20 protein-coding genes and 1 pseudogene are annotated in these 21,255 nt (G+C 38.5%); 13 read left to right on the top strand and 8 right to left on the bottom strand.

Features of this window, described 5'->3' with window-relative positions; all coding sequences use genetic code 11:
- Positions 1–5 precede the first annotated feature (5 nt).
- Both EGS71_RS01010 and EGS71_RS01005 read right to left on the bottom strand, forming a co-directional pair.
- Positions 6–1,856, bottom strand: coding sequence for a hypothetical protein (locus EGS71_RS01010; protein WP_001238796.1), 1,851 nt, complete (start codon positions 1,854–1,856; stop codon positions 6–8).
- Between the two features lie 120 nt (positions 1,857–1,976).
- Entirely contained in the window at positions 1,977–2,402 is a 426-nt protein-coding gene (locus EGS71_RS01005; RefSeq protein WP_000504197.1) for a hypothetical protein, read from the bottom strand.
- 917 nt (positions 2,403–3,319) lie between these two features.
- On the opposite strand from EGS71_RS01005, the gene EGS71_RS00990 reads away from it, so the two are divergent.
- Genes EGS71_RS00990 through EGS71_RS00970 form a run of 5 tightly spaced genes read left to right on the top strand, consistent with a single transcriptional unit; the run spans position 3,320 to position 5,810 of the window.
- On the top strand, positions 3,320–4,051 hold the full coding sequence (locus tag EGS71_RS00990) for a hypothetical protein (RefSeq protein ID WP_000913724.1): 732 nt from the start codon (positions 3,320–3,322) through the stop codon (positions 4,049–4,051).
- Positions 4,038–4,865 (top strand): transglycosylase SLT domain-containing protein, encoded by an 828-nt coding sequence (locus tag EGS71_RS00985; RefSeq protein WP_000941930.1) that lies wholly within the window; start codon positions 4,038–4,040, stop codon positions 4,863–4,865. The genes EGS71_RS00990 and EGS71_RS00985 overlap by 14 nt, the downstream gene beginning before the upstream one ends.
- Complete coding sequence (locus EGS71_RS00980; protein WP_000420425.1) at positions 4,846–5,175, top strand: DUF1456 family protein; 330 nt, start codon at positions 4,846–4,848, stop codon at positions 5,173–5,175. Before EGS71_RS00985 ends, EGS71_RS00980 begins: the two co-directional genes overlap by 20 nt.
- 55 nt (positions 5,176–5,230) lie before the next feature.
- Positions 5,231–5,434 (top strand): hypothetical protein, encoded by a 204-nt coding sequence (locus EGS71_RS00975; protein ID WP_000473709.1) that lies wholly within the window; start codon positions 5,231–5,233, stop codon positions 5,432–5,434.
- Between the two features lie 40 nt (positions 5,435–5,474).
- On the top strand, positions 5,475–5,810 hold the full coding sequence (locus EGS71_RS00970; protein ID WP_000038505.1) for a hypothetical protein: 336 nt from the start codon (positions 5,475–5,477) through the stop codon (positions 5,808–5,810).
- Between the two features lie 213 nt (positions 5,811–6,023).
- Here EGS71_RS00970 and EGS71_RS00965 read toward each other — a convergent pair whose 3' ends face one another.
- From EGS71_RS00965 to EGS71_RS00945, 5 genes are all read right to left on the bottom strand, one after another.
- On the bottom strand, positions 6,024–7,607 hold the full coding sequence (locus tag EGS71_RS00965) for an IS66-like element ISAba25 family transposase (protein WP_001094424.1): 1,584 nt from the start codon (positions 7,605–7,607) through the stop codon (positions 6,024–6,026).
- Positions 7,608–7,681: 74 nt separating this feature from the next.
- On the bottom strand, positions 7,682–8,017 hold the full coding sequence (tnpB, locus tag EGS71_RS00960) for an IS66 family insertion sequence element accessory protein TnpB (RefSeq protein ID WP_000619347.1): 336 nt from the start codon (positions 8,015–8,017) through the stop codon (positions 7,682–7,684).
- Positions 8,014–8,397, bottom strand: a complete 384-nt coding sequence (locus EGS71_RS00955; protein WP_001055589.1) for a transposase — start codon at positions 8,395–8,397, stop codon at positions 8,014–8,016. The genes tnpB and EGS71_RS00955 overlap by 4 nt, the downstream gene beginning before the upstream one ends.
- A gap of 21 nt (positions 8,398–8,418) precedes the next feature.
- On the bottom strand, positions 8,419–9,252 hold the full coding sequence (locus EGS71_RS00950; RefSeq protein WP_002011520.1) for a hypothetical protein: 834 nt from the start codon (positions 9,250–9,252) through the stop codon (positions 8,419–8,421).
- A 315-nt stretch (positions 9,253–9,567) separates the two neighbouring features.
- A complete protein-coding gene (locus EGS71_RS00945; RefSeq protein ID WP_001101323.1) occupies positions 9,568–10,671 on the bottom strand; it encodes a hypothetical protein in 1,104 nt (367 codons plus the stop codon).
- Between the two features lie 173 nt (positions 10,672–10,844).
- Here EGS71_RS00945 and EGS71_RS00940 point away from each other — a divergent pair, with 173 nt between their 5' ends.
- Positions 10,845–13,106: a type IA DNA topoisomerase gene (locus EGS71_RS00940; RefSeq protein WP_000131185.1), complete on the top strand. Its 2,262-nt coding sequence runs from the start codon at positions 10,845–10,847 to the stop codon at positions 13,104–13,106.
- A gap of 452 nt (positions 13,107–13,558) precedes the next feature.
- Here the strand turns inward: EGS71_RS00940 and EGS71_RS00930 are convergent, their stop codons facing one another.
- Positions 13,559–13,963 (bottom strand): hypothetical protein, encoded by a 405-nt coding sequence (locus EGS71_RS00930; RefSeq protein ID WP_000386247.1) that lies wholly within the window; start codon positions 13,961–13,963, stop codon positions 13,559–13,561.
- Between the two features lie 209 nt (positions 13,964–14,172).
- On the opposite strand from EGS71_RS00930, the gene EGS71_RS00925 reads away from it, so the two are divergent.
- The 7 genes and pseudogenes from EGS71_RS00925 (at position 14,173) to istB (ending at position 21,221) form a co-directional block, all read left to right on the top strand.
- Positions 14,173–15,960: a hypothetical protein gene (locus tag EGS71_RS00925; RefSeq protein WP_002011499.1), complete on the top strand. Its 1,788-nt coding sequence runs from the start codon at positions 14,173–14,175 to the stop codon at positions 15,958–15,960.
- Positions 15,961–16,342: 382 nt separating this feature from the next.
- A complete protein-coding gene (aph(3'')-Ib, locus tag EGS71_RS00920; RefSeq protein ID WP_001082319.1) occupies positions 16,343–17,146 on the top strand; it encodes an aminoglycoside O-phosphotransferase APH(3'')-Ib in 804 nt (267 codons plus the stop codon).
- Positions 17,146–17,982: an aminoglycoside O-phosphotransferase APH(6)-Id gene (locus EGS71_RS00915; protein ID WP_000480968.1), complete on the top strand. Its 837-nt coding sequence runs from the start codon at positions 17,146–17,148 to the stop codon at positions 17,980–17,982. Before aph(3'')-Ib ends, EGS71_RS00915 begins: the two co-directional genes overlap by 1 nt.
- A gap of 119 nt (positions 17,983–18,101) precedes the next feature.
- The gene (locus EGS71_RS00910) at positions 18,102–18,326 is read left to right on the top strand and encodes a hypothetical protein (RefSeq protein WP_000743213.1); all 225 of its coding nucleotides are present in this window, start codon (positions 18,102–18,104) and stop codon (positions 18,324–18,326) included.
- 210 nt (positions 18,327–18,536) lie between these two features.
- A pseudogene (locus tag EGS71_RS00905) lies at positions 18,537–19,334 on the top strand (IS91-like element ISVsa3 family transposase); the annotation flags it as partial.
- 88 nt (positions 19,335–19,422) lie between these two features.
- Positions 19,423–20,448 carry an IS21-like element ISEc57 family transposase gene (istA, locus tag EGS71_RS00900; protein WP_002009888.1) on the top strand — a complete coding sequence of 342 codons (1,026 nt, stop codon included), beginning with the start codon at positions 19,423–19,425 and terminating at the stop codon, positions 20,446–20,448.
- A complete protein-coding gene (istB, locus tag EGS71_RS00895) occupies positions 20,448–21,221 on the top strand; it encodes an IS21-like element ISEc57 family helper ATPase IstB (protein WP_001053381.1) in 774 nt (257 codons plus the stop codon). The genes istA and istB overlap by 1 nt, the downstream gene beginning before the upstream one ends.
- Positions 21,222–21,255 lie beyond the last annotated feature (34 nt).

Genomic DNA, 21,255 nt, shown 5'->3' with positions numbered 1-21,255 from the left:
TTTTATTAAGTTCTCTCATAACTTAGTGATTTTTGATTTTCAAACTGGTTAACTTGTTTGTTTTCCATTTCGCTAATTGTTTCTTTACAAAGCTTGAGTAATGTTTTGCTCCATCGTGGTTCCGCTTCATCTGTTGCTTCAAATATATTATCTTTAATATTTGTGTAGATGTTTACTTTTTCGGCTCTACTAATGGGTAGATATCCAATGAACTCAATGGTGTTTTTAAGCATTTCTTCTGCTTTTTCCTTTTTAGAAGCATCTATAGTGGTGTTGTTAGAAGCATAGAAGATTGCTTGTAAAGTCATATTTACCCGATTTAGAGCTTCTTTTTCATTGTTATTTCTTATCTCAACTTTATCGCTCATCAGGTTTAATGCTTGATCCAGATCGTGCCATCCATTTTTCTGACAAATTACTTTAAGCATCGGTAGGACTTGCTTTTGTTCATTGCTTGAAACAGCTTGAACAATATCTTTGGCCATACTTAAATCGACATCCTTTTCCTTCTGATTCTCCATGAGGTGTATTAACCACGAAGTAAAGATTGCCGGATCTAGAGCTGCTGTCGTTTTCTGAATATTGATTTGAGGTTTATGAATGTTTGCGGATGCCATTGCTGGCATTTTAAAATTTGACATATTACGGCTTTGGTTGAATTCTGCGATATCGATAAGCTGTTGTTTAATGATCTCTCGGCAATGCTGTGTACCGTACTTCAGTTCAAGATCATTCCAATCAGAGAGCGTTAACTCATCCTTTTTGATAGGAGGTATTAGTACGTATCCGGATACAGCTTGAGTTGCTTCATATGCTTTTATTAACCCTCCATTTGTCTTGGTTTTGCCATTTAATTGTTCATTTAAATCATTATCAGCGGCAATATATATGGTGGTATCTGGCCATTTGTTTCGTATTGCTATTGCTACTGAGATTAATGACTCTTTATCAAAAGCTGCGATAGTATTAGGTTTTTCTTTACAGATCCTTGCAAAACTTTTTCCAGTGGCAAAACCTTCAGTGAGTGCAAATATTTTTTCATCTTGCGCTGGCAATCTGTGAATTGGGCAAAAAACTCCATCTTTCCGGCCATGAGTTAAATTCCCTTTAAAGAATTTTAGTTTACCGGTCTCTCTGTCTTGTAGTGCTGAGATAAGCTGGCAATTCTGGATTTTTAAATCAACGTCGTAATATGCGTTAATCAAGGTAGGTCTAATGTGATGATTTTGGAACCATGCGTGCTGAAAATATTTGGGCTTGATATAGTCAATATTTAAACCTTTCGCTTCAGCTTTTTTTACTACTCGGCTAATAGCAATATGGAGTGATTTAGCAAACAATGGTTGCTTTTTAATAATGCGAACAAGGTCTAAGTTGTATCCTTCAGGAAATGCGGCTTTATTTTTAAGATAAGGGTGTTCATGTATGGACTGAACTGGCTGGGCTCTGTTGTATTCAATGCGCGACCATGTCTTAGCAATGCGTTGTAAGGTTCTCTGAAAGCGATGATTTCTACGCATTCGAATTTCGTATTGTTTCTTTTCCCTTTCCAATTTTCTGAGTTCTTGAGGTGATAGATTGGACTCTTTCTTTAACAATTTGGGATCTAGGTGCCATACCTCTTTATTGCCGGTATTATAATTGCCCCAAATTACACTAGGCACGTCAAAAGCGAAATTTAATCTGTACCACCCAGACTTTGAGTGCTTATTCTTTTGCGATCGCTTTAAGCATTTAACGTAATGGCGGGTGCCATCAACTTTTAGTTGATCCGCTGTGATGTCTAATTCAGCCGTTTCCCTTAAATAGTTGGCAAAAATTTGACGTGCATCATATTCGGAAATATTTAATCTCATTCCCATACCTCAATTGTTGTGTTCCTAGCATCAAGGTGTAGATGTCTAGGTGATTTATATAAAAAGGGTATTAGTTATGCGATTTTAACAGGAATATGAAATGTTTGCTTTTGTTTAATGTTAATTTCGATGATGTTTTGCGAGTGTCTTTTTTAAAAAGTGAAGAATAGAGAGGGCTTCAATGTGGGTAAGTTCCATTTCCATAAAATGATCTAAAAACTCACTTTTTATGTATGGCGGTATTTGACTTTCTTTTTCTAAATTAAAATAAAAGTTATATAAATAATGCTTTAGATCATCCCTATAATTAATTTTATAGAGGTCATCAATATAATTTTGGCATATAAAAACTAGTGCATCGGCCATTTGGGGTGATAGTGACTCTGGAAGGTTGCTCTGAACAATAGAAATATAATCACAAAGCATTTTATTGATATGCATAGACCAAGAAATTTGATCTTGGTCATTTTCTTTGCTTGTACGAGCCAAACTTTCTATGTAGTTCGAAACTTCTGATGAAATGGAAATCTTTCTTTTTTCGCCCATGATTAAGCAAGCTTGATTAATTAAGATCTATAGTAATATTTTTTAGTAAATATAGCCAAAAAATCATTACTTACAAGCTTTAAAAAAGTGCAGTTTTGAGATTAAAGTCATTAATGATTAATTGAGGTTGTACAGTCTTAGGATCTGATTGAGTGCTGCTCCAATTCTGCTGATAAGATAGGTAAAAGAGCCCAACATTCTTCAACTCATGATCATACGATTTAGAGGAAGATGTAAAGAAGCTGTGCTTTTTTGCAAGAGATACGGTGTATAAATTAGAAAAATCCAAAATAAGTTTTTCGTTCTTTTGGGGTGAGATTTTACTATTCCCTCTTAAGTTTTTGTAATCAATATAGAGGTCAACACAATAGTCCTTGCTGGTTAGAGTTGTGTTGACTTCATTGTTGTTAGTCACAACTCCAATGTAGGGGCGGTCACATTTGTAAAAACCAGCATGTACTGGAATGAAGAATATATCTCGTATAGCACAAATCCAAAAAGTCAAAACGACTAAGGTTATAAAGATTATTAAGCATATGATCTTTAAGATCTTAACTAACAGGGCTGTATTCATACGTTGACCTTTAGATATATTTTTCTATTAACAGTTCTTGAAAGTAATTTATAAATCCAGATAACCCTAAGATCTTATAAAGCAAAATCTGAAGAGAAATTAGAAGAATGTAACGAAAGAAAAAACCATGAAAAATGGATGGGCCATTAGGGAAAAACCTTTTGATTTTAAAAGGAAAGTAAATTAAAAATGCTTGAGCTATCAAAGCCAATATTCCGTAAAGTAGAAACATGGAAAAGCCTAATCAAAATATTTTAAAAAAATTATAGTGCATAAATTTAAAAATAACATTAAAATATTTTAAAAAATTGATACTGCAATTTTTTAAAAAAGGGCGTTCATTATGCTGAAGAAAATTGGTAAGGCTTTTGTCTATTTGTATGTGACGTTGCCATTGAAAGGTATAGCTGGAAATTTAGGTTATAAACACCTGAAAAATGACTATGAATTCAATAAACAACAGTATAAAAGTCTAAAGAAAATACATTGTCCTGCATGCTTCAAAAGCATTGTTCAAACATCGCAAATCAAGCTAACTGATAATGAAATTGTTGAGCACAAAGCACCAGCAAAAGCGGTTAAAGTCACGTTAAAATGCGCTAATCCTGAATGTTCTTTTGAGAATTCATTCATTTCGGGACCTAGTAAAAAAGAAATTAGTGAAAAGACTAATAATGCAATTTTGGCAGTTGGCCGCGAAAGTGCTAAACGGATCTTTGAAGTAATTCCGGTTGGTCAAGTCAATAATTCAATTAAAGAACATTATGAAATGGCGATTATGTTAAGAAATATAAGTATTTTTTGCGTAATCGGTTGTTTTGCATTTACTTTTTATCAGATTTTTTTCAAGGATAACTCATTATTTTTCACTGCCTTATCTGCCTTCTCGTGGCTGGTTATAGGGTTAGGTATATTTCTTAATGCCCTTAAGTATTCACATAAGTCATGGCAAGCACAGACTTTAAAGGTTTTTGAACAGCAGTCTCAGTTTTATTTTTGGTTTAAAAATCATGCATGGTTTTCAAAACCTAAATACTGGCGTATCAGTGGAGAAGGGAAAAATGCTACAAAGTAAAAGACTTTTCTACTTTCTTGGTTGTATGGTGTGTGTGTCTGGCATAACGAATGCTAAAGTTCCACAAATGAGCTCCCAGCAACTTGGTTTATATGCTAATCAGCTTAATGGTTCTCCTAGAGCCAATTTTGTTAATAGCGGTACTACTAGTAATCATTCAATTAATCCGAAAACTGCAAACACTTCTGTAGTTTTACCACAAAGAAGAACTGGTAATTATACAACTATAAGTTATACCAATTCTCCAGCTCCAGAAGCTAAGCAGCTCGAAATTGTACAACAAAGCCAAACATCGAATACAAATTGGGTTCAAGAATACGCATTTAGAGGTAATGTCGCTGCGCCTGAAGTACTAAATAATTACAGTTATCAAAAACCAAAAGTTAATATCAATTACGTTCGTGGACGTGAAGCTAACTTAACATGTGTAATCGCTGCGGCTCGATCAGAAGGTGTGCCTCTTTATGTGCTATTGGGAATTCAAAGTAAAGAAAGAGGTAGAAATGGTGAAGTTAACGCGACAAATGATATGGGTCATTTCCAAGTAAATAAACAGCATTTTAGAAATGGAGGAATGTTTAACCCGCAAGACATGGAGAGAGCTCGTACAGATGGGTGTTATAACGCTGTATTGGCCGCTAAAATATTACGTGATCGGCTGAGTACTAAAGTTGCATCTGTAGATTTCTGGACTCGCGCCGCAGCTTATCATTCATGGACTCCTTCCGTGAACGCAAGATATCGACCAGATCTAATAAGATATTCTATGCAATGGAAACAGTGGTTGACACAAAATGGAATTAATCCGAACTGAAGGTTATGAAGATAAAATGGTTCAAAAGCATATTTCTCAAAATTACATCTTTAAGAAACTTGTTCACTTAACAAACCTAAATGATGATATTGAAACTTTGATAACACTGTTTAAAGAGAAAGATATCGTGGTTGATTCAGCTTTGATTGAATCGTGGTTAAGCGAAGAAGGTCAATCTAACTTTAAAGAAATTTCAGAAAATAATTTATTTTCCTTTTTTGAGATTCTTTTTAGCGTTAAAAAGGAAGCTCTATCTAAAGATATAAATTTATTTGATTTAAGTTATATTTTTGAAGATATCAGAAACTAATAGATGCGCTTTGACAATCACGAGGCAGAGTTTAAAAGTAAAAATGAGTGACTATATGTTTAAAAAATTGATTAGATTCTTTATAGGAAAAAAGACTATTGTACCAAAGGCTATTTTTGATCCTATGGACTTCTCCCATGCTATCAGCTTGCAAATTACAATAAAGAAAGATGGCTCGAAATTGTATCAACCATTTGGTATTTCAAGTAAAAAGGGCACACCTATTACAACAATAGTTTATGAAAATGATATTGTTTAATATTTGAAATACTTAATTTCATACTGTTTGGGCATCTTATATGAGTAAAAAATTGAAATTTAATTTCAAAAATATTATTAACTTAAAACCTTTTGATGAAAATGAAGATAATAGTCGGGATGATTTTACGGGAAGTAAAACTAGATCTTTCTTTATTTATTTGGCCTTTTTTTGCAGTATAGCTGGAATTTCTGCGGTATTTATCTATCCTATGACTAAAGCACCAATAATTTTAATATCATTAGGTTGTGCTTCTTCAGCTATTTTAAGTGGTATCGAGTGGCATTTAGGATATAAGTCAAAAGCATTGAATAAGTTATTTGAAGCAACAGTTCTTTTAGTGCTTTTGATTCTTGTAAGGTTATTTACTTGGTAATAAAAAAGCCCTTTTTAAGGGCTTTTTATCTTTATCTTAAGCGGCAATAATCCTGAAGGTTATCTTTAAAATCTAGACATACATAATTTATAGATTTTTCAAACTGGTTAAAAAGAAACTTATTTAAATCAGAAATACATATTTCATCAATTATGTCTAATAAAGCCGATTTAGACTCTTCAGTAAGCGTCCGCTGAATCCCATACCTATTTTTTAATTCGATTTAGGTTTCCAGCAGTGCGGCAGTAACTCTTCAATCTGGGTCACTTTATGTGTCGGTAACCTTTTCAGCACATCACTTAAATAGGCATACGGATCCAGCCCATTCAGCTTTGCTGACTGGATTAAAGTCATGATGTTTGCCGCTCGCTGACCACTGCGCAGCGAACCTGCAAACAGCCAGTTCTTGCGCCCCAACGCCCAGGGACGCATCTGATTCTCTACCCAATTGTTGCATATCGGTAGATTGCCATCATCCAGATAGCGGCTTAAGGCTGGCCAACGCTTCAGAGTGTAATTGATGGCCTTGGCGGTGGGAGAACTCGATGGCACTGTCAGATGATGTTGGTTGAGCCATTCATATAGTTGTTGCATCACTGGTTGACTATGCTGTTGTCGGTATTCGCGGCGGTCTTCCGCTGTACCATCGGTCTTTTTCCTGAGTTCTGCTTCTATCGCATACAGTTTCTGAATCAGCACCAATGCCTGTTCAGCGACCTGACTTTTCCCGGTCACATGCAGTTCATGGAATTTACGACGTGCATGGGCCATGCAGCCGACCTCTATGACCTGGCCTGATTTAAAGCGTGCTTTATAACCACTGTAATCATCACAGACTAGATTGCCCTGCCAGCCTTTCAAGAACTCTGCAGCATGCTGGCCTGAACGACTATCCTGAAAGTCATAGATCACCGCCTGAACTGGATTGTACTGTGTGGTGGCATAGGCCCAGACATAACCTTTCTTCGGTTTTTTCTCATTCTCACCCATCCGCATGATGGTGACCGGTGTTTCATCTGCATGCAGCACCCGCTGTTGCAGCACCACCTCTTTTAAGGCATTGGCCAGAGGTTCCAGTTCTACACCGCAGCGACCTATCCAGTCAGATAAAGTTGATCTAGAAAGTTCGATTCCCGCCCGCTGATAGATCAGACGTTGACGGTACAGCGGCAAATGATCGGCATACTTCGATACCAGCACATGGCTGAGCAATTCAGGTGAAGCAATGCCTTTATCAATCACATAGGCGGGCATCGCTTGCTGAGTCAGAGTGTCACACTGATCACAGACCCATTTACCACGCACATGCTGTTCCTTATAGAACTGTGCCGGTCTGAAATGCAGTTTCTCACTGACATCTTCGCCGATACGACGGAGTTGGCATCCACAAGTGCATTGGGTTGATGCAGGTTCATGCTCAATACGGATGGTGTGTAGATGATCTGGCAGTGGTCGACGTTTAGGTTTATTGGTTTTGGCTTTCTGTGTCGCTGCATCGGTTTTATCTGCATTTAATCGTTCTAATTCCAGATCAACAGCAGCAATATCTTCTTCAACCGCTTCATCCCATAGGTGGATTTGTTTTGCCGTTAAGTGTTCATTCTTTTGGGCGAATTTGTGCTTTTTAAACAGCGCCAGTTCATGCTCGTATTTTTGATTGAGAATAGAAAGATGTTGAACTTTGGCATCCAATTGTTGGTTTGATTGTGCTAGAGACTGATGCTGCATCGCCAACTGTCTGGTGAATTCCAGCAGTTGTTCATGGGTCAGTTGGCTTAAGTCAGGCAGCGTATTCATGACCGCAGTATGCCTGAGGTCATGAAGAGAATGAAATAGAACGTTTGGAGGATGGCAGAATGGTCGAGCTTGGTTTAGAGCATATTCACCACTTGCTGCAATCCAATTCTCTGCCAGGGCAAACCTTGGATTAATGCCTGTAACTGTTCCGGGCTGAGGGCCACGGTTTCACCTTGGTGAACTTGAGCCCAGTGAAATTTACCCTGTTCCAAACGCCGGGCACACAGCCAGATGCCCAGTCCATCATGTACCAACACTTTCATACGATGACCACGTTTATTACAGAACAGGTAGGCGCAATGCGGTTTGATGTAGCCAAAGGCTCTCACCACCTGAGCCATGACAGTATCCATTCCTGCTCGCATATCCATGGGCTGGGTAGAGAGCCAAATTTCATTGATACGGATCATGTTGCCAGTGCCTTGAGTAATTCTGCCAAGGCAGGTATTTCTGATGTCTGCCATTTTAGCTGAATATCATTATTCGTATGAGGCACGGTGATACACAACGTGATCCTCTCATCAATAGGTTGGCTGATTGCAGCAGTGTAAGGCAAAGCAATAAATGCTGGATTCACATGAGTAGGATCCTGCACGGCACCCTCATGATGGCTGAAGATCCTGATCCAACGACTGACAAGGTTGGCATTAATACTATGTTGCAGTGCGACCGAAGCGATCGAGGTATTAGGATTTTTACAGGCATTGACAATACTGAGTTTGAATTCTTTGCTGTATGTTCTGCGTTTTTTAGCAACAGGAGGTGTTGCTGAATATATATCCATGTTCATGGATTAAGTCCCCACTTGTTTTTAGGTGGGAACTAAATTAAGGCTTATAGGACCGCTTGGTAAGGCTGTGTTAGCCGGATGCTTACACTCTTCATAAAGTTTACGACATTTCTCTAATGCAAACTCCGGATCTGAACAATCTAAGAAGTTTAGCGTGCCATCCAAGAAGGATAAAATTCTGTTTGATAAGAAGTTGTTGTAATAGTTTTCAATATTGCTTTGTGATTGTGCTAAGCACTCCAAAAAACGAACTATATTTTCAGTTTTTAAATGACCACTGAAGGTAGTTAAAAGATGATCATGTGCATCAACAATTCCATAACCTAAACTAATACGATTATTAATTGCATTTGTAGAATTGAACACTATAGGATTGCCTTTTAGATCCAGTGCAATAAATTGCTCACCATCTTTAAACAGTTCCTTTTCTTCAACAGTTTTTTGTACGGCATTGGCAATCACTAACATTTTTGACAGTTGCTCGTTAATAAGATCTCTTGAAGATGCAGAAAGGTCTGTATGCGCCGGAGTGAAATTTTTTATACAGTGCTGAATTTCAATGCCAATTTGTTTCTCATTATAGTGATGTGAATTCTGTAGATTGAAGATGTTATACAACGAGATATTTAAGATTAAATTGTCATCATCAGGAATCGAAATCTCTTCTGGAGTAGCGACTAAAACGGTTGCTATACACTCACCATACATCTTTTGTAGATGTTGTTCGCAGAAGTGAAGAATAGAAGGGATGTGAGACTCAACCTGAGAAAACTTTTTTATGTTCAAGCAAGCAATGATTCGCGGCTTATGGTAACCAACTAAAGGATCTATTCCGAAATTGTTATTAAACAGCATAGAATTGCTCGGCATATATTCAGGCTAAGTTTGTTTCTTTAACTACCAAATGAGCAAACTTGTTGACTCACGAAGTAAATAAGTTCAAATCATAATGATTATAAACTAACCAAAGTTTAAAATTTTGAAAAATGTTTCAAAATTGTATGTTTGTTAACAAATCGTACAGAACGATCCGCTTTTGTGTAATTTTACCGAAAAATAGAGGTTATGAGAACGAAATTTGTATCAAAATTAAAAATTAGATAAATTCAATTATCTGATTTTGTAAAGTAAATATAAGAAAGGCCAAATTTAGTATTGGCCTTTTTCCTTTTATTTTAATGAATTAGAGGCATTGAGCTCATCAAAGAAATTATTAATTTGTTCGTCGATTTCGACCGGTGAGTTCATGCGTGGGGGCATAAATTTAAGGCGAATTTCATAATCTTGAATATAAGCTGTCCAGTGAACACCTGTTATTCTATATTCAGTTTTGGATTCATATTTTTGCTGACGTGCTACGAAAGCTCGATAATCTACTCCGTATTTGACGCCAATTCGCCACATTTTATGATTAGCTGGTGCATTTACTCTATATTCACCTTTCTGCCAATAAGCGGCCTCTAGATCCTTAAATGAGGGTTTTTTAGTTACATTCTGTCGAGTAGAGTTCTTAGTAAAATTATCAATAGCTATTTCATCTGTACATATTGAAGAAATTAGCGAAATTACTGGAGCAATATGTTCATTGAGTTCTTCTGGACTTTCCAGATTAATACCCCATTTGAACTTGATTTGTTGACTCACCTTGCCAGAACGTTTTATGTCAAAAACGATAGTAGGGAGAGGCTTGAGCAGAGCAAAATTATTTTCTTCAAATGGGTTATGAGTGTCTAATGTAATAATGAGTTGGTCAGGTAGAGTATTCTTTAAAGTATCTATGCTGTTCGAAGATAGATCGAGGATTGCATACACACCATAAACCTTATGATCTGCAATATTTAAAGGTGTTGCTAGATCAATGTAGATACAACCTTCTGGTAAATTAGTCAAAAGTTGATGATCAAGATATTTTCCTGCTGAATGTTTAATCAAACATTCAAACGTGTATTCATCAAAACGATAAATACTTTTAGTGTATCTCCATGTAAATGCTGCAACAAAATTTGCGAAATATGCATCGATTACAAATGGATCTTTAGTTTTATTTATTTGCACTTGTTCATATAGTTTGGCCATGATGGTTGGTCTTAAGACTTCTTGCCATAAGTTTGTTGGTAAAAATACACATGGATGCCACTTATATTCTGTTATTGGTGCATTCAGGCGGCCTTTATTTATTGATTTTGTGTCTGCAACTGTTTGATAAAACGTTCGTTTAACATGCTCAAATATATGTTCAATTGTTGCTAAATAATCGAGTGGTTTAACATTCATAATTTATTCAGGCCCTTCATGTCCTTAGACATATTAAGTTTGTCTCGATTCTATCATTTAAAAATTGACACTTTAAAAAAATAAATTGAAAAAATACATAGGTAACTTATCATCTATACTTGAATACACAAGTTCAGATCGCTGGCGACTGAATGATAAGAAGGAATGTAGAAATGACTGATTTAGTTATCGTAGAGTCATCTAATAAGGTTGACTCTATACAGGGCTATCTAGATAGCCTTTTTGGTCGAGGTAAATTTAAAGTTTCATTTAGTAAGGGCCATATACGTGACTTACCCAAAGACTCACTAGGATTAACTGCCGAATATACACCTAACTATGTGTTTAATGATTCTGGTGCAAGTCGTGTAAGAGAGCTAAAAGCATTAGTTGAGAAATCACAAAAAGTATATCTTGCTACGGATCCGGATCGAGAAGGTGAGGCTATTGCATGGCATCTTAAAACGGTTCTCCGGCTTAACGAAAATTATGGTCGAGTTACATTTCAGGAGATTACAAAGACAGCAGTAGCACAAGCTATGGGTAACGAGCGTAAGTTAAATATGCAAGTTGTTCAAGCACAAGAAACACGAAGAATTCTAGACCGAATTATTGGATACATTGGAACACCGGCTTTTACTTTAATATGTGGTGAAAAACAGATTGCTGGTCGAGTTCAAAGTAGTATCGTATGGTATCTAGTCGATCTTGAAAATAAGATCAAACAATTCTCGTCAGTTTTGCATTTTGGTGTAACTTTCAATTTTGGTTCTGTAGATGAGTCTTGGGAAGCAAAATGGGATACATCAAATTTCATAACTAAGTTAGATCCTTTTGTAATTGATCGAAAGCTTGCTGAAGAAGTTTCAAAATTACGTGAATTCACTGTAGAAACTTTTGAAGAAAAACCAGAGAAAAGCTCTCCACCGGCTCCTTTTACAACTCCTACTTATCTACGGGCCGCACACGTTCAATTAAAACTTAAAACGAAAAGAGCAATGGAAATTGCTCAAAAATTATTTGAAGATGGCCATATAACATACATTCGTACTGACAGCCCAAATTTAAGTGATGATGCCATTCAAGCTATTCGTGAATTTGCACTGAAGAACAAATTACCTATACCGGCAACACCACGAAAATTTAAATCTAAAGCTTTGGCTCAAGAAGGCCATGAAGCTATCAGACCGACTGATTTTAATCAATTAAAAGTATCAGATGATTCAACCATTCAGGCGGTATATCAAATGATCTGGTTGCGTTCAGTGGCTTGTCAGCTTGATGATGCGACATTCACAGCGCGTATTGTCCGTATGAAAGGTCGCCAGTTAGTGCAAGGTCGAGAAGTCTTTGTTAAAGCTCGTGGACGTAAACTAATTGATCAAGGCTGGTTACGACTTACAGCAAAGCTAAACTTTTCTGAAGACGAGAATGAAGATATTCCGGAAGACGCTGCACAAGAGTTGAATAATCCAGTGCCGTTATTACAAAAGGCAGGGAATTTAGTTGCATTAAAATCAGATCTGAATGAGAAAAGAACCGAACCCCCACGTAGGCATTCTGAAGCTAGTCTCATTAAGTTCATGGAAGATGTGGGTATAGGTCGCCCATCAACTTTCGTAAGCATCGTTTCTAAAATTATTGATCATGGTTATGTACACTTAGACAGTAAAAATAAAATACATGCTACTGATCTGGCTCAAAGATTGGTTGGGAAAATTTCAAACCAATTTGAATTTTGCAATCTCAAATATACAGCAGAGTTAGAAGGAAAGTTGGATCTCATTGCACATGGTGAAAACATTGGTAAGAGGCTATTAAAAGAGACACATCTCAAAATTGAAACCCAAGCAAAAGAGTCTATTAAAAATTTAGATCAAGGTGGACCTAAACAATATTGTTCTAAGTGCTCAGAACAATTGGTGAATATGACAAGTGCGAACGGTAAGCCTTATTTCAAATGTACAAATTTGAAGTGTGGTCACATGATGATGAATCAAGATGGGATAGCAATTGATAGAGAATCGCTTACATCAGAATTTAAGTGCATTGTGTGCGAGAGTGGCCTAATTTCGCGTTCAGGCCAAAATGGTGAGTTCTTTGGATGCTCAGGTTTCTTCAAGAAGAGAAATAAATGTACAGCCAGTTATCAAAAGAAACCAGACGGTACACCTGACTATCAAGCATTCCTTGCCAAAAGGGAGCTGAAGGAATCTAAGCAAGAACAAGGTGAAAAACCTGTTCCTAAAAATACAGAGAAAAAGGAAAAAGAATTTAACTGTCCGGAGTGTAAAGCTCTACTCCAACAACGTACTGGTAAATCAAAAACAACAAACAAGAAGTGGGAGATTTGGTCGTGTTCTTCCCCTAATTGTAAAAATGAATATTGGGGTGAGCGAAACAAACCAATTTTCGATAAAAAGATCGTTAAATGATCAGAATTTGAGGTGAAATCGTGGATATAGTAAATACATTGAAAGCATACTCATTGAGTGAGAAACAATATTTTCAGATCAATAGTATTCTACTGCTGGTTCTCGTAATTATATTAGGTGTTCTTGCTAAAGGCTCCTACAATGGTGTGCTGACAAGCTTGAAGGTATCTCTGTATATACAATGTTTTATTTGTATTATGATGCAAGTCGTAGCAGTGATGGCAAATAAAACTTCACATATAAAATATTTATTACTTGGTAGTTATTTTTTCCTTTTCTGTACAACATTTTATTTAGATAACTTCTTTTATGGGAGTACTGCCGGATTTTTTGTGAGATTCTTATGTATCTACAGTATTTTACAAGGCTGTTTTATTATCTGGCTTTATGAAAAAAATAAGTGAATATATTTATACAGTCTTATACTATGTATAAGACTGTAAATAAATCTCTTATAAAGATTTGATATTTTTTTTGTAATTATTGTCCTTGAATTTTAAGTGCTCAGTATATAATGCATCTTTTATTTCAAGACCTTCATAAATTGAAATGAAACTGTCCCTTTTAGCCTTATTTAAAAGTTCGCGCACGGACTTGTTGTCTTTAAATTTTAAGTAATCTTCATTATTCATTAAAATATCAAGATTTTCTTGAGATAATGGTAACTTCTTTAAATCCATATCAATGCATTCATTGAATATTTTTGTATCGAGTTTAATATTATCTTTAAGTTTATATGAAAAGCGTTTTGAAAATGACTTTTCCTCTTCATAATCATTTTCTTCAATATTTAATGTTTCCTTACATCTATCTTTAATTGCATATATTGTCTGAAGGTCAAGTATTTGATAATCCAAATTCTCATCATTAAAGGTGTTTACCGATTCAAAGCTATTCTTAAAGGATGCGTTGAGATGTTGATATAGCAGTTTTTCAGAGATTTGTGATTTAGCTACAAGATATTCTTGTCAGTTCCACAAATAAATCAGAGTTTACACAAATAAACTAGAGCAAGAATAAAAAGTATATTATCTATAAGCTTTAATTTTTCATTTTGTAAAAATATATGCCTGTTAATAATGATAAAATAACGACTATTGATTGTTTCCCAAATGATAATATTAGTCGAGTGGTTTATCGATATGGTGGACTCGTTCGAAACGAAGATAACGACTCAACTAATCCTTTTGTTGAAGTGTTATTAATTGAGATTAGAAAAAGTGATCAATGGTTATTTTTAGATAAGTGCTCAACATTCCTTGTTCCCGTACTTGATCTTGATGCTGTTCAACATGGCAGTATTTGGGACGGGAATGTTCTGACCAATTACACTTATAGATTTTCAGGAAAACTCATCACAAAACGATTTTCTTTCGACTTCAGCAATAATAAACCGAGGAACATAAAACTTTCAGACAAAATTCCGGATACGTCAGAGTACTACATTCCATTAAAAAACTATTTTCTTCCCAATAAAGTTGATTATGTTCTACAAGGCTATCCATTCACTAAATACACCAATGATTCATATCGGAAAGTGAATCACTGCTTAATGCATTCTAATGATGGAACTCAAGTCATCACTTCCTCAATCCATATTTTGCATAGCTTATTCGTCAATCGGAAGGATATTCGGGGACTCTTATTAAGCACTTCAGGCCAATCTATCATTAACCGCTTTTTAGAATCTTATACAACAGAAGTTGAGAATGATAATATTGAATATAAAATAAAAATCAGAAAGCCATATGAAGATATTGGCGAAACAGCAATTATATTTCTGGCTAATCTAGCCTTAAATCCATATGTGCAGACGATAGTCGATAAAATTCAACGAAGTATGGAAGTTACTGAGTTTCATCATCTTCAGCATGGCACAGGCATAAGATACCCCATTGTATATCCGCCACATCCTACAAAGCTTTTTCTTGAAGCAGAAGGAATTTGGCTAGATGACAATAAGACACGTTTTTTTATTACTAGAGTGAAAAAATTTGATCCTATTAACGATCACATGATTGATGTCAATAAAGACCTTACCAATACTGTTTCAAAAACTGATGAAAAAAACCCTCGTCCTCGTGAAAAAAGTCAAAATAAAAATGAGCATATCAATACACAAAAACCACCATCAAGAACAAGCGGTGAATACCGTAAGCGTTCTGATGTGGAAACTGGAAATACACAAAATATTTTGAAGTATTCTTTTAATGAACCAGCCAATGACCCAATTGAAGTTGGCACATCCAATCATCCATATTCAGATAAATCAGAGGATGTTGAAACATCATCTGATGAACCATATGGCAATAAAAATACTAAAACTAAAAAGTCTGAAACAACTGATAATCCGCCTAGCAGAGATGAACGCTTTGATATTCAATATATTATTCAATCACTTAACCATTTAACACTAGATACAACCTCTCCATTAGAACGTGTGTATTCAATTGATATATTGGGGAATGAGATACACGGATTCAACTTACTTCAAATAAAGAAACTCGTTCCTCAACCAAAGCATCCATCTTGGATTGATGCAGAATTTGGAAGGAAATTGTTATTTTTAAAACTGGAATTGAAAGATCAGCATGATCAATATTATTTAATTGATATACATAAAAATAAAAGCCATGAAGCATTCTGTGCTTTTATTATCGTGTCACCACATAAGTTAACCCGTGAGCAAATAAAAAATATATGTATAGAGCTTGAGAATGCAAAAGGAATTAAAAAATGGACGCTACGTTGTGAAAGTTTTACCAAAAAAATTATTTCGATTAAACATTCATCTGCTACTCCCGATGCGTGGAAAAATAGATTTAAAAATTTATTTTCAACATTAATTAATTGATTTTTATTAAATTACAAAAAACTGTCGTACTAAAAATAAGAAAGGTACTTCATAAAGGAGTTGCAAGAATCCTAACCTTTTTTTACAATTCAATAGTTGTTGAAATATTGAAATATTATTTCTAAAGTAACCGTGCATCGGAAGTTAATATTTCTAGTATTGTTTCCTGTCATAAGCATCAAGGTCTTAGCTAATAATATAAATTAGCTCATTTGATACTTTTCAAACTTAATCTCCGTCGATATAAATCAATTAATATCAATATCTTGAAGATAGGAAATGCATAATCAGTGTTCGTTTCAAGAATCATTAGCATTATTATTTAAGGTTTAGCTATCCTATGTACTTATCTGATTTAAACGCACAACAAAGGGAACCTCCATTGAATCGAACTAATATTTTTTTTGGTGAATCGCATTCTGACTGGTTGCCTGTCAGAGGCGGAGAATCTGGTGATTTTGTTTTTCGACGTGGTGACGGGCATGCCTTCGCGAAAATCGCACCTGCTTCCCGCCGCGGTGAGCTCGCTGGAGAGCGTGACCGCCTCATTTGGCTCAAAGGTCGAGGTGTGGCTTGCCCCGAGGTGATCAACTGGCAGGAGGAACAGGAGGGTGCATGCTTGGTGATAACGGCAATTCCGGGAGTACCGGCGGCTGATCTGTCTGGAGCGGATTTGCTCAAAGCGTGGCCGTCAATGGGGCAGCAACTTGGCGCTGTTCACAGCCTATCGGTTGATCAATGTCCGTTTGAGCGCAGGCTGTCGCGAATGTTCGGACGCGCCGTTGATGTGGTGTCCCGCAATGCCGTCAATCCCGACTTCTTACCGGACGAGGACAAGAGTACGCCGCAGCTCGATCTTTTGGCTCGTGTCGAACGAGAGCTACCGGTGCGGCTCGACCAAGAGCGCACCGATATGGTTGTTTGCCATGGTGATCCCTGCATGCCGAACTTCATGGTGGACCCTAAAACTCTTCAATGCACGGGTCTGATCGACCTTGGGCGGCTCGGAACAGCAGATCGCTATGCCGATTTGGCACTCATGATTGCTAACGCCGAAGAGAACTGGGCAGCGCCAGATGAAGCAGAGCGCGCCTTCGCTGTCCTATTCAATGTATTGGGGATCGAAGCCCCCGACCGCGAACGCCTTGCCTTCTATCTGCGATTGGACCCTCTGACTTGGGGTTGATGTTCATGCCGCCTGTTTTTCCTGCTCATTGGCACGTTTCGCAACCTGTTCTCATTGCGGACACCTTTTCCAGCCTCGTTTGGAAAGTTTCATTGCCAGACGGGACTCCTGCAATCGTCAAGGGATTGAAACCTATAGAAGACATTGCTGATGAACTGCGCGGGGCCGACTATCTGGTATGGCGCAATGGGAGGGGAGCAGTCCGGTTGCTCGGTCGTGAGAACAATCTGATGTTGCTCGAATATGCCGGGGAGCGAATGCTCTCTCACATCGTTGCCGAGCACGGCGACTACCAGGCGACCGAAATTGCAGCGGAACTAATGGCGAAGCTGTATGCCGCATCTGAGGAACCCCTGCCTTCTGCCCTTCTCCCGATCCGGGATCGCTTTGCAGCTTTGTTTCAGCGGGCGCGCGATGATCAAAACGCAGGTTGTCAAACTGACTACGTCCACGCGGCGATTATAGCCGATCAAATGATGAGCAATGCCTCGGAACTGCGTGGGCTACATGGCGATCTGCATCATGAAAACATCATGTTCTCCAGTCGCGGCTGGCTGGTGATAGATCCCGTCGGTCTGGTCGGTGAAGTGGGCTTTGGCGCCGCCAATATGTTCTACGATCCGGCTGACAGAGACGACCTTTGTCTCGATCCTAGACGCATTGCACAGATGGCGGACGCATTCTCTCGTGCGCTGGACGTCGATCCGCGTCGCCTGCTCGACCAGGCGTACGCTTATGGGTGCCTTTCCGCAGCTTGGAACGCGGATGGAGAAGAGGAGCAACGCGATCTAGCTATCGCGGCCGCGATCAAGCAGGTGCGACAGACGTCATACTAGATATCAAGCGACTTCTCCTATCCCCTGGGAACACATCAATCTTACCGGAGAATATCGTTGGCCAAAGCCTTAGCGTAGGATTTCGCCCTCTCCCGCAAACGACCCCAGGAGGAAAGGGCATGAAGAAGCCGAACCAAGACGACGAGCCGTTTTTCATCACCGAGGAGATTGCGGCCGAAATGATCGCCGGCGGCTATGAGTTCGAGCTGCCGCCCATTCCTTGCACCATCCGCCTACGCGACGTGCTGGAGCGCATGACCGATGCTGAGCTAGCATTGCAGCCGGGCGAGATCGCCGACCAGGAGCGTGAACGCTGCCGGCGCAAGCCGTGTTCAACCTCATGATCTGGTCATGGTATTTTTCATGGCACTGAGCCTGATAGTTCTTGCAAATTGTTGTCACTAAAGGGTTTTGTGTGCTTGTTTACAATCGAGTGGGAGTGACGGGCACTGGCTGGCAATGTCTAGCAACGGCAGGCATTTCGGCTGAGGGTAAAAGAACTTTCCGCTAAGCGATAGACTGTATGTAAACACAGTATTGCAAGGACGCGGAACATGCCTCATGTGGCGGCCAGGACGGCCAGCCGGGATCGGGATACTGGTCGTTACCAGAGCCACCGACCCGAGCAAACCCTTCTCTATCAGATCGTTGACGAGTATTACCCGGCATTCGCTGCGCTTATGGCAGAGCAGGGAAAGGAATTGCCGGGCTATGTGCAACGGGAATTTGAAGAATTTCTCCAATGCGGGCGGCTGGAGCATGGCTTTCTACGGGTTCGCTGCGAGTCTTGCCACGCCGAGCACCTGGTCGCTTTCAGCTGTAAGCGTCGCGGTTTCTGCCCGAGCTGTGGGGCGCGGCGGATGGCCGAAAGTGCCGCCTTGCTGGTTGATGAAGTACTGCCTGAACAACCCATGCGTCAGTGGGTGTTGAGCTTCCCGTTTCAGCTGCGTTTCCTGTTTGCCAGCCGGCCCGAGATCATGGGGTGGGTGCTGGGCATCGTTTACCGCGTCATTGCCACGCACCTGGTCAAGAAAGCGGGCCATACCCACCAAGTGGCCAAGACGGGCGCGGTCACCCTGATCCAGCGTTTTGGATCGGCGCTCAATCTGAATGTTCACTTCCACATGCTGTTTCTCGACGGTGTGTATGTCGAGCAATCCCACGGCTCAGCGCGTTTCCGCTGGGTCAAGGCGCCGACCAGCCCAGAGCTCACCCAGCTGACGCACACCATCGCCCACCGGGTGGGTCGCTATCTGGAACGGCAAGGCCTGCTGGAACGGGATGTCGAAAACAGCTATCTGGCCTCGGATGCGGTGGATGACGACCCGATGACACCCCTGCTGGGGCACTCGTGTTAGCGGCAATGTAAAAATGACCCCCCAACAGCATTTGAAAATTGACCCCCTTGGTTAATATAGTGGTCTTTTTGGACTGCTCAACATGTTAACTTTGGAGCAAGCAGTGACAATCCAAATACTTCATCAACAAGGTCAATCTATTAAGGCAATTAGCCGCGAACTCGGTATTTCTAGAAATACTGTGCGTAAATATTTACGATCTCAAGTAACACCTAAATATCAACGAACACAATCTAAAGTGAGTATTCTTGAGCCTTATAAACCGTATTTAATCAAACGTGTAAATGCCGCCGATCCAGAATGGATACCGGCTGCAGTGTTGTATCAAGAAATCTTGCAAAAAGGCTACACGGGGAAAATTAGAACACTACAAAATTATCTCAATACATTAAAGCCAACTAAACAACCAGAGCCGATTAAGCGATTTGAGACTCAACCAGGTCAACAAATGCAGGTTGATTTCACAAAAATTCGACGTCATCACACCACATTAAAAGCATTTGTTGCAACTTTGGGATACTCTAGAGCAACCTTTGTTAAGTTTTATGATCATGAACGTTCTGATGCATGGATTGATGGCTTAGAAAGTGCTTTTCAGTTCTTTGGTGGTGTTCCTAAAGATGTATTATTTGATAATGCTAAGGCCATTATGATTGAACGTGATGCTTATCAAGATGGTCAACATCGCTGGAATGCTAAATTACTTGATTGTGCTAAGAAATATAACTTCCGACCACGTGTTTGTAAGCCATATCGTGCGCAAACAAAAGGTAAAGTAGAACGCTTTAATAGTTATTTGAAATCAAGTTTTATCGTGCCATTAAAAGCAAGTTTAAAGGTGGTTGACCTTAGCTTAGATGTTGATATGGCAAATGCCTATATTGGTCGATGGCTTAGTGAAACAGCAAATCAACGCATTCATGCAACAACTAAAGAAAAACCAAGTACTCGTTTGCTTGAAGAACAACAATATTTTTCTTCATTACCTTTATTTAATGATGGTTCTAAAAAATCTGTAATTGATGATGTTAGCCCATCATCACTCATACCTCATGAGAGTGTTCAACACCCCTTATCAATCTATGATGAATTACTGGAGGTTTCTTAATGAATTTACAGTATGAGCGTATTGAACAGCTTTGCCGTCAGCTTGGTCTACAAACAGTGGCATCACAATGGTCACATCATGCACAACAAACCTTAGCAAAGGATGGCAGTTATGCAGATTTCGTTGAAGCTATGCTATTACATGAATACACAGCCAAGCAGCAACGTAGTCAACAGATTCTTTTACAACTTTCAGGTCTTACTCAAATCAAAACGTTGGAGGCTTATGATTTTAATTATGCTTTAGGTGCTCCAAAGTCGCAGTTGCTTGAACTATTTAATTTAAGCTTTATTCCAAGAGCTGAAAATGTTGTATTTATTGGTGCAAGTGGTGTTGGGAAAACACATCTATCAATGGCTTTAGGCTATAAGGCAATTATGAATAATATTAAGACTAAGTTTATTACTGCAGCTGATTTAATGTTGCAACTTAGCCTAGCTTATCAACAAGGTAAATTAAAAAACTACATGCAACGTGTTGTACTTGCTCCAAAGTTATTGATTATCGATGAAATAGGATATTTACCATTTGGTCGTGAAGAAGCAAATTTATTTTTTAATGTTATTGCCAAGCGCTATGAAAAAGGCAGTACGATTTTGACCAGTAATTTACCATTTAGCCAGTGGTCTAAATCATTCGCAGATGATGTTACTTTGACAGCAGCAATGTTGGATCGTTTATTACATCATTGTCATGTTGTACAAATATCTGGGGAAAGTTATCGTCTAAAAGATAAAAAGAGAGTAGGAATTCAACCACAAATTGAGTCTTAATAAATCATCAAAGGGGTCAATTTTACTTTGCTGT

This window comes from Acinetobacter sp. FDAARGOS_559 (assembly GCF_003940475.1).
Classification (GTDB): domain Bacteria; phylum Pseudomonadota; class Gammaproteobacteria; order Pseudomonadales; family Moraxellaceae; genus Acinetobacter; species Acinetobacter baumannii.
This window is presented reverse-complemented; position numbering and strand designations above follow the sequence as displayed.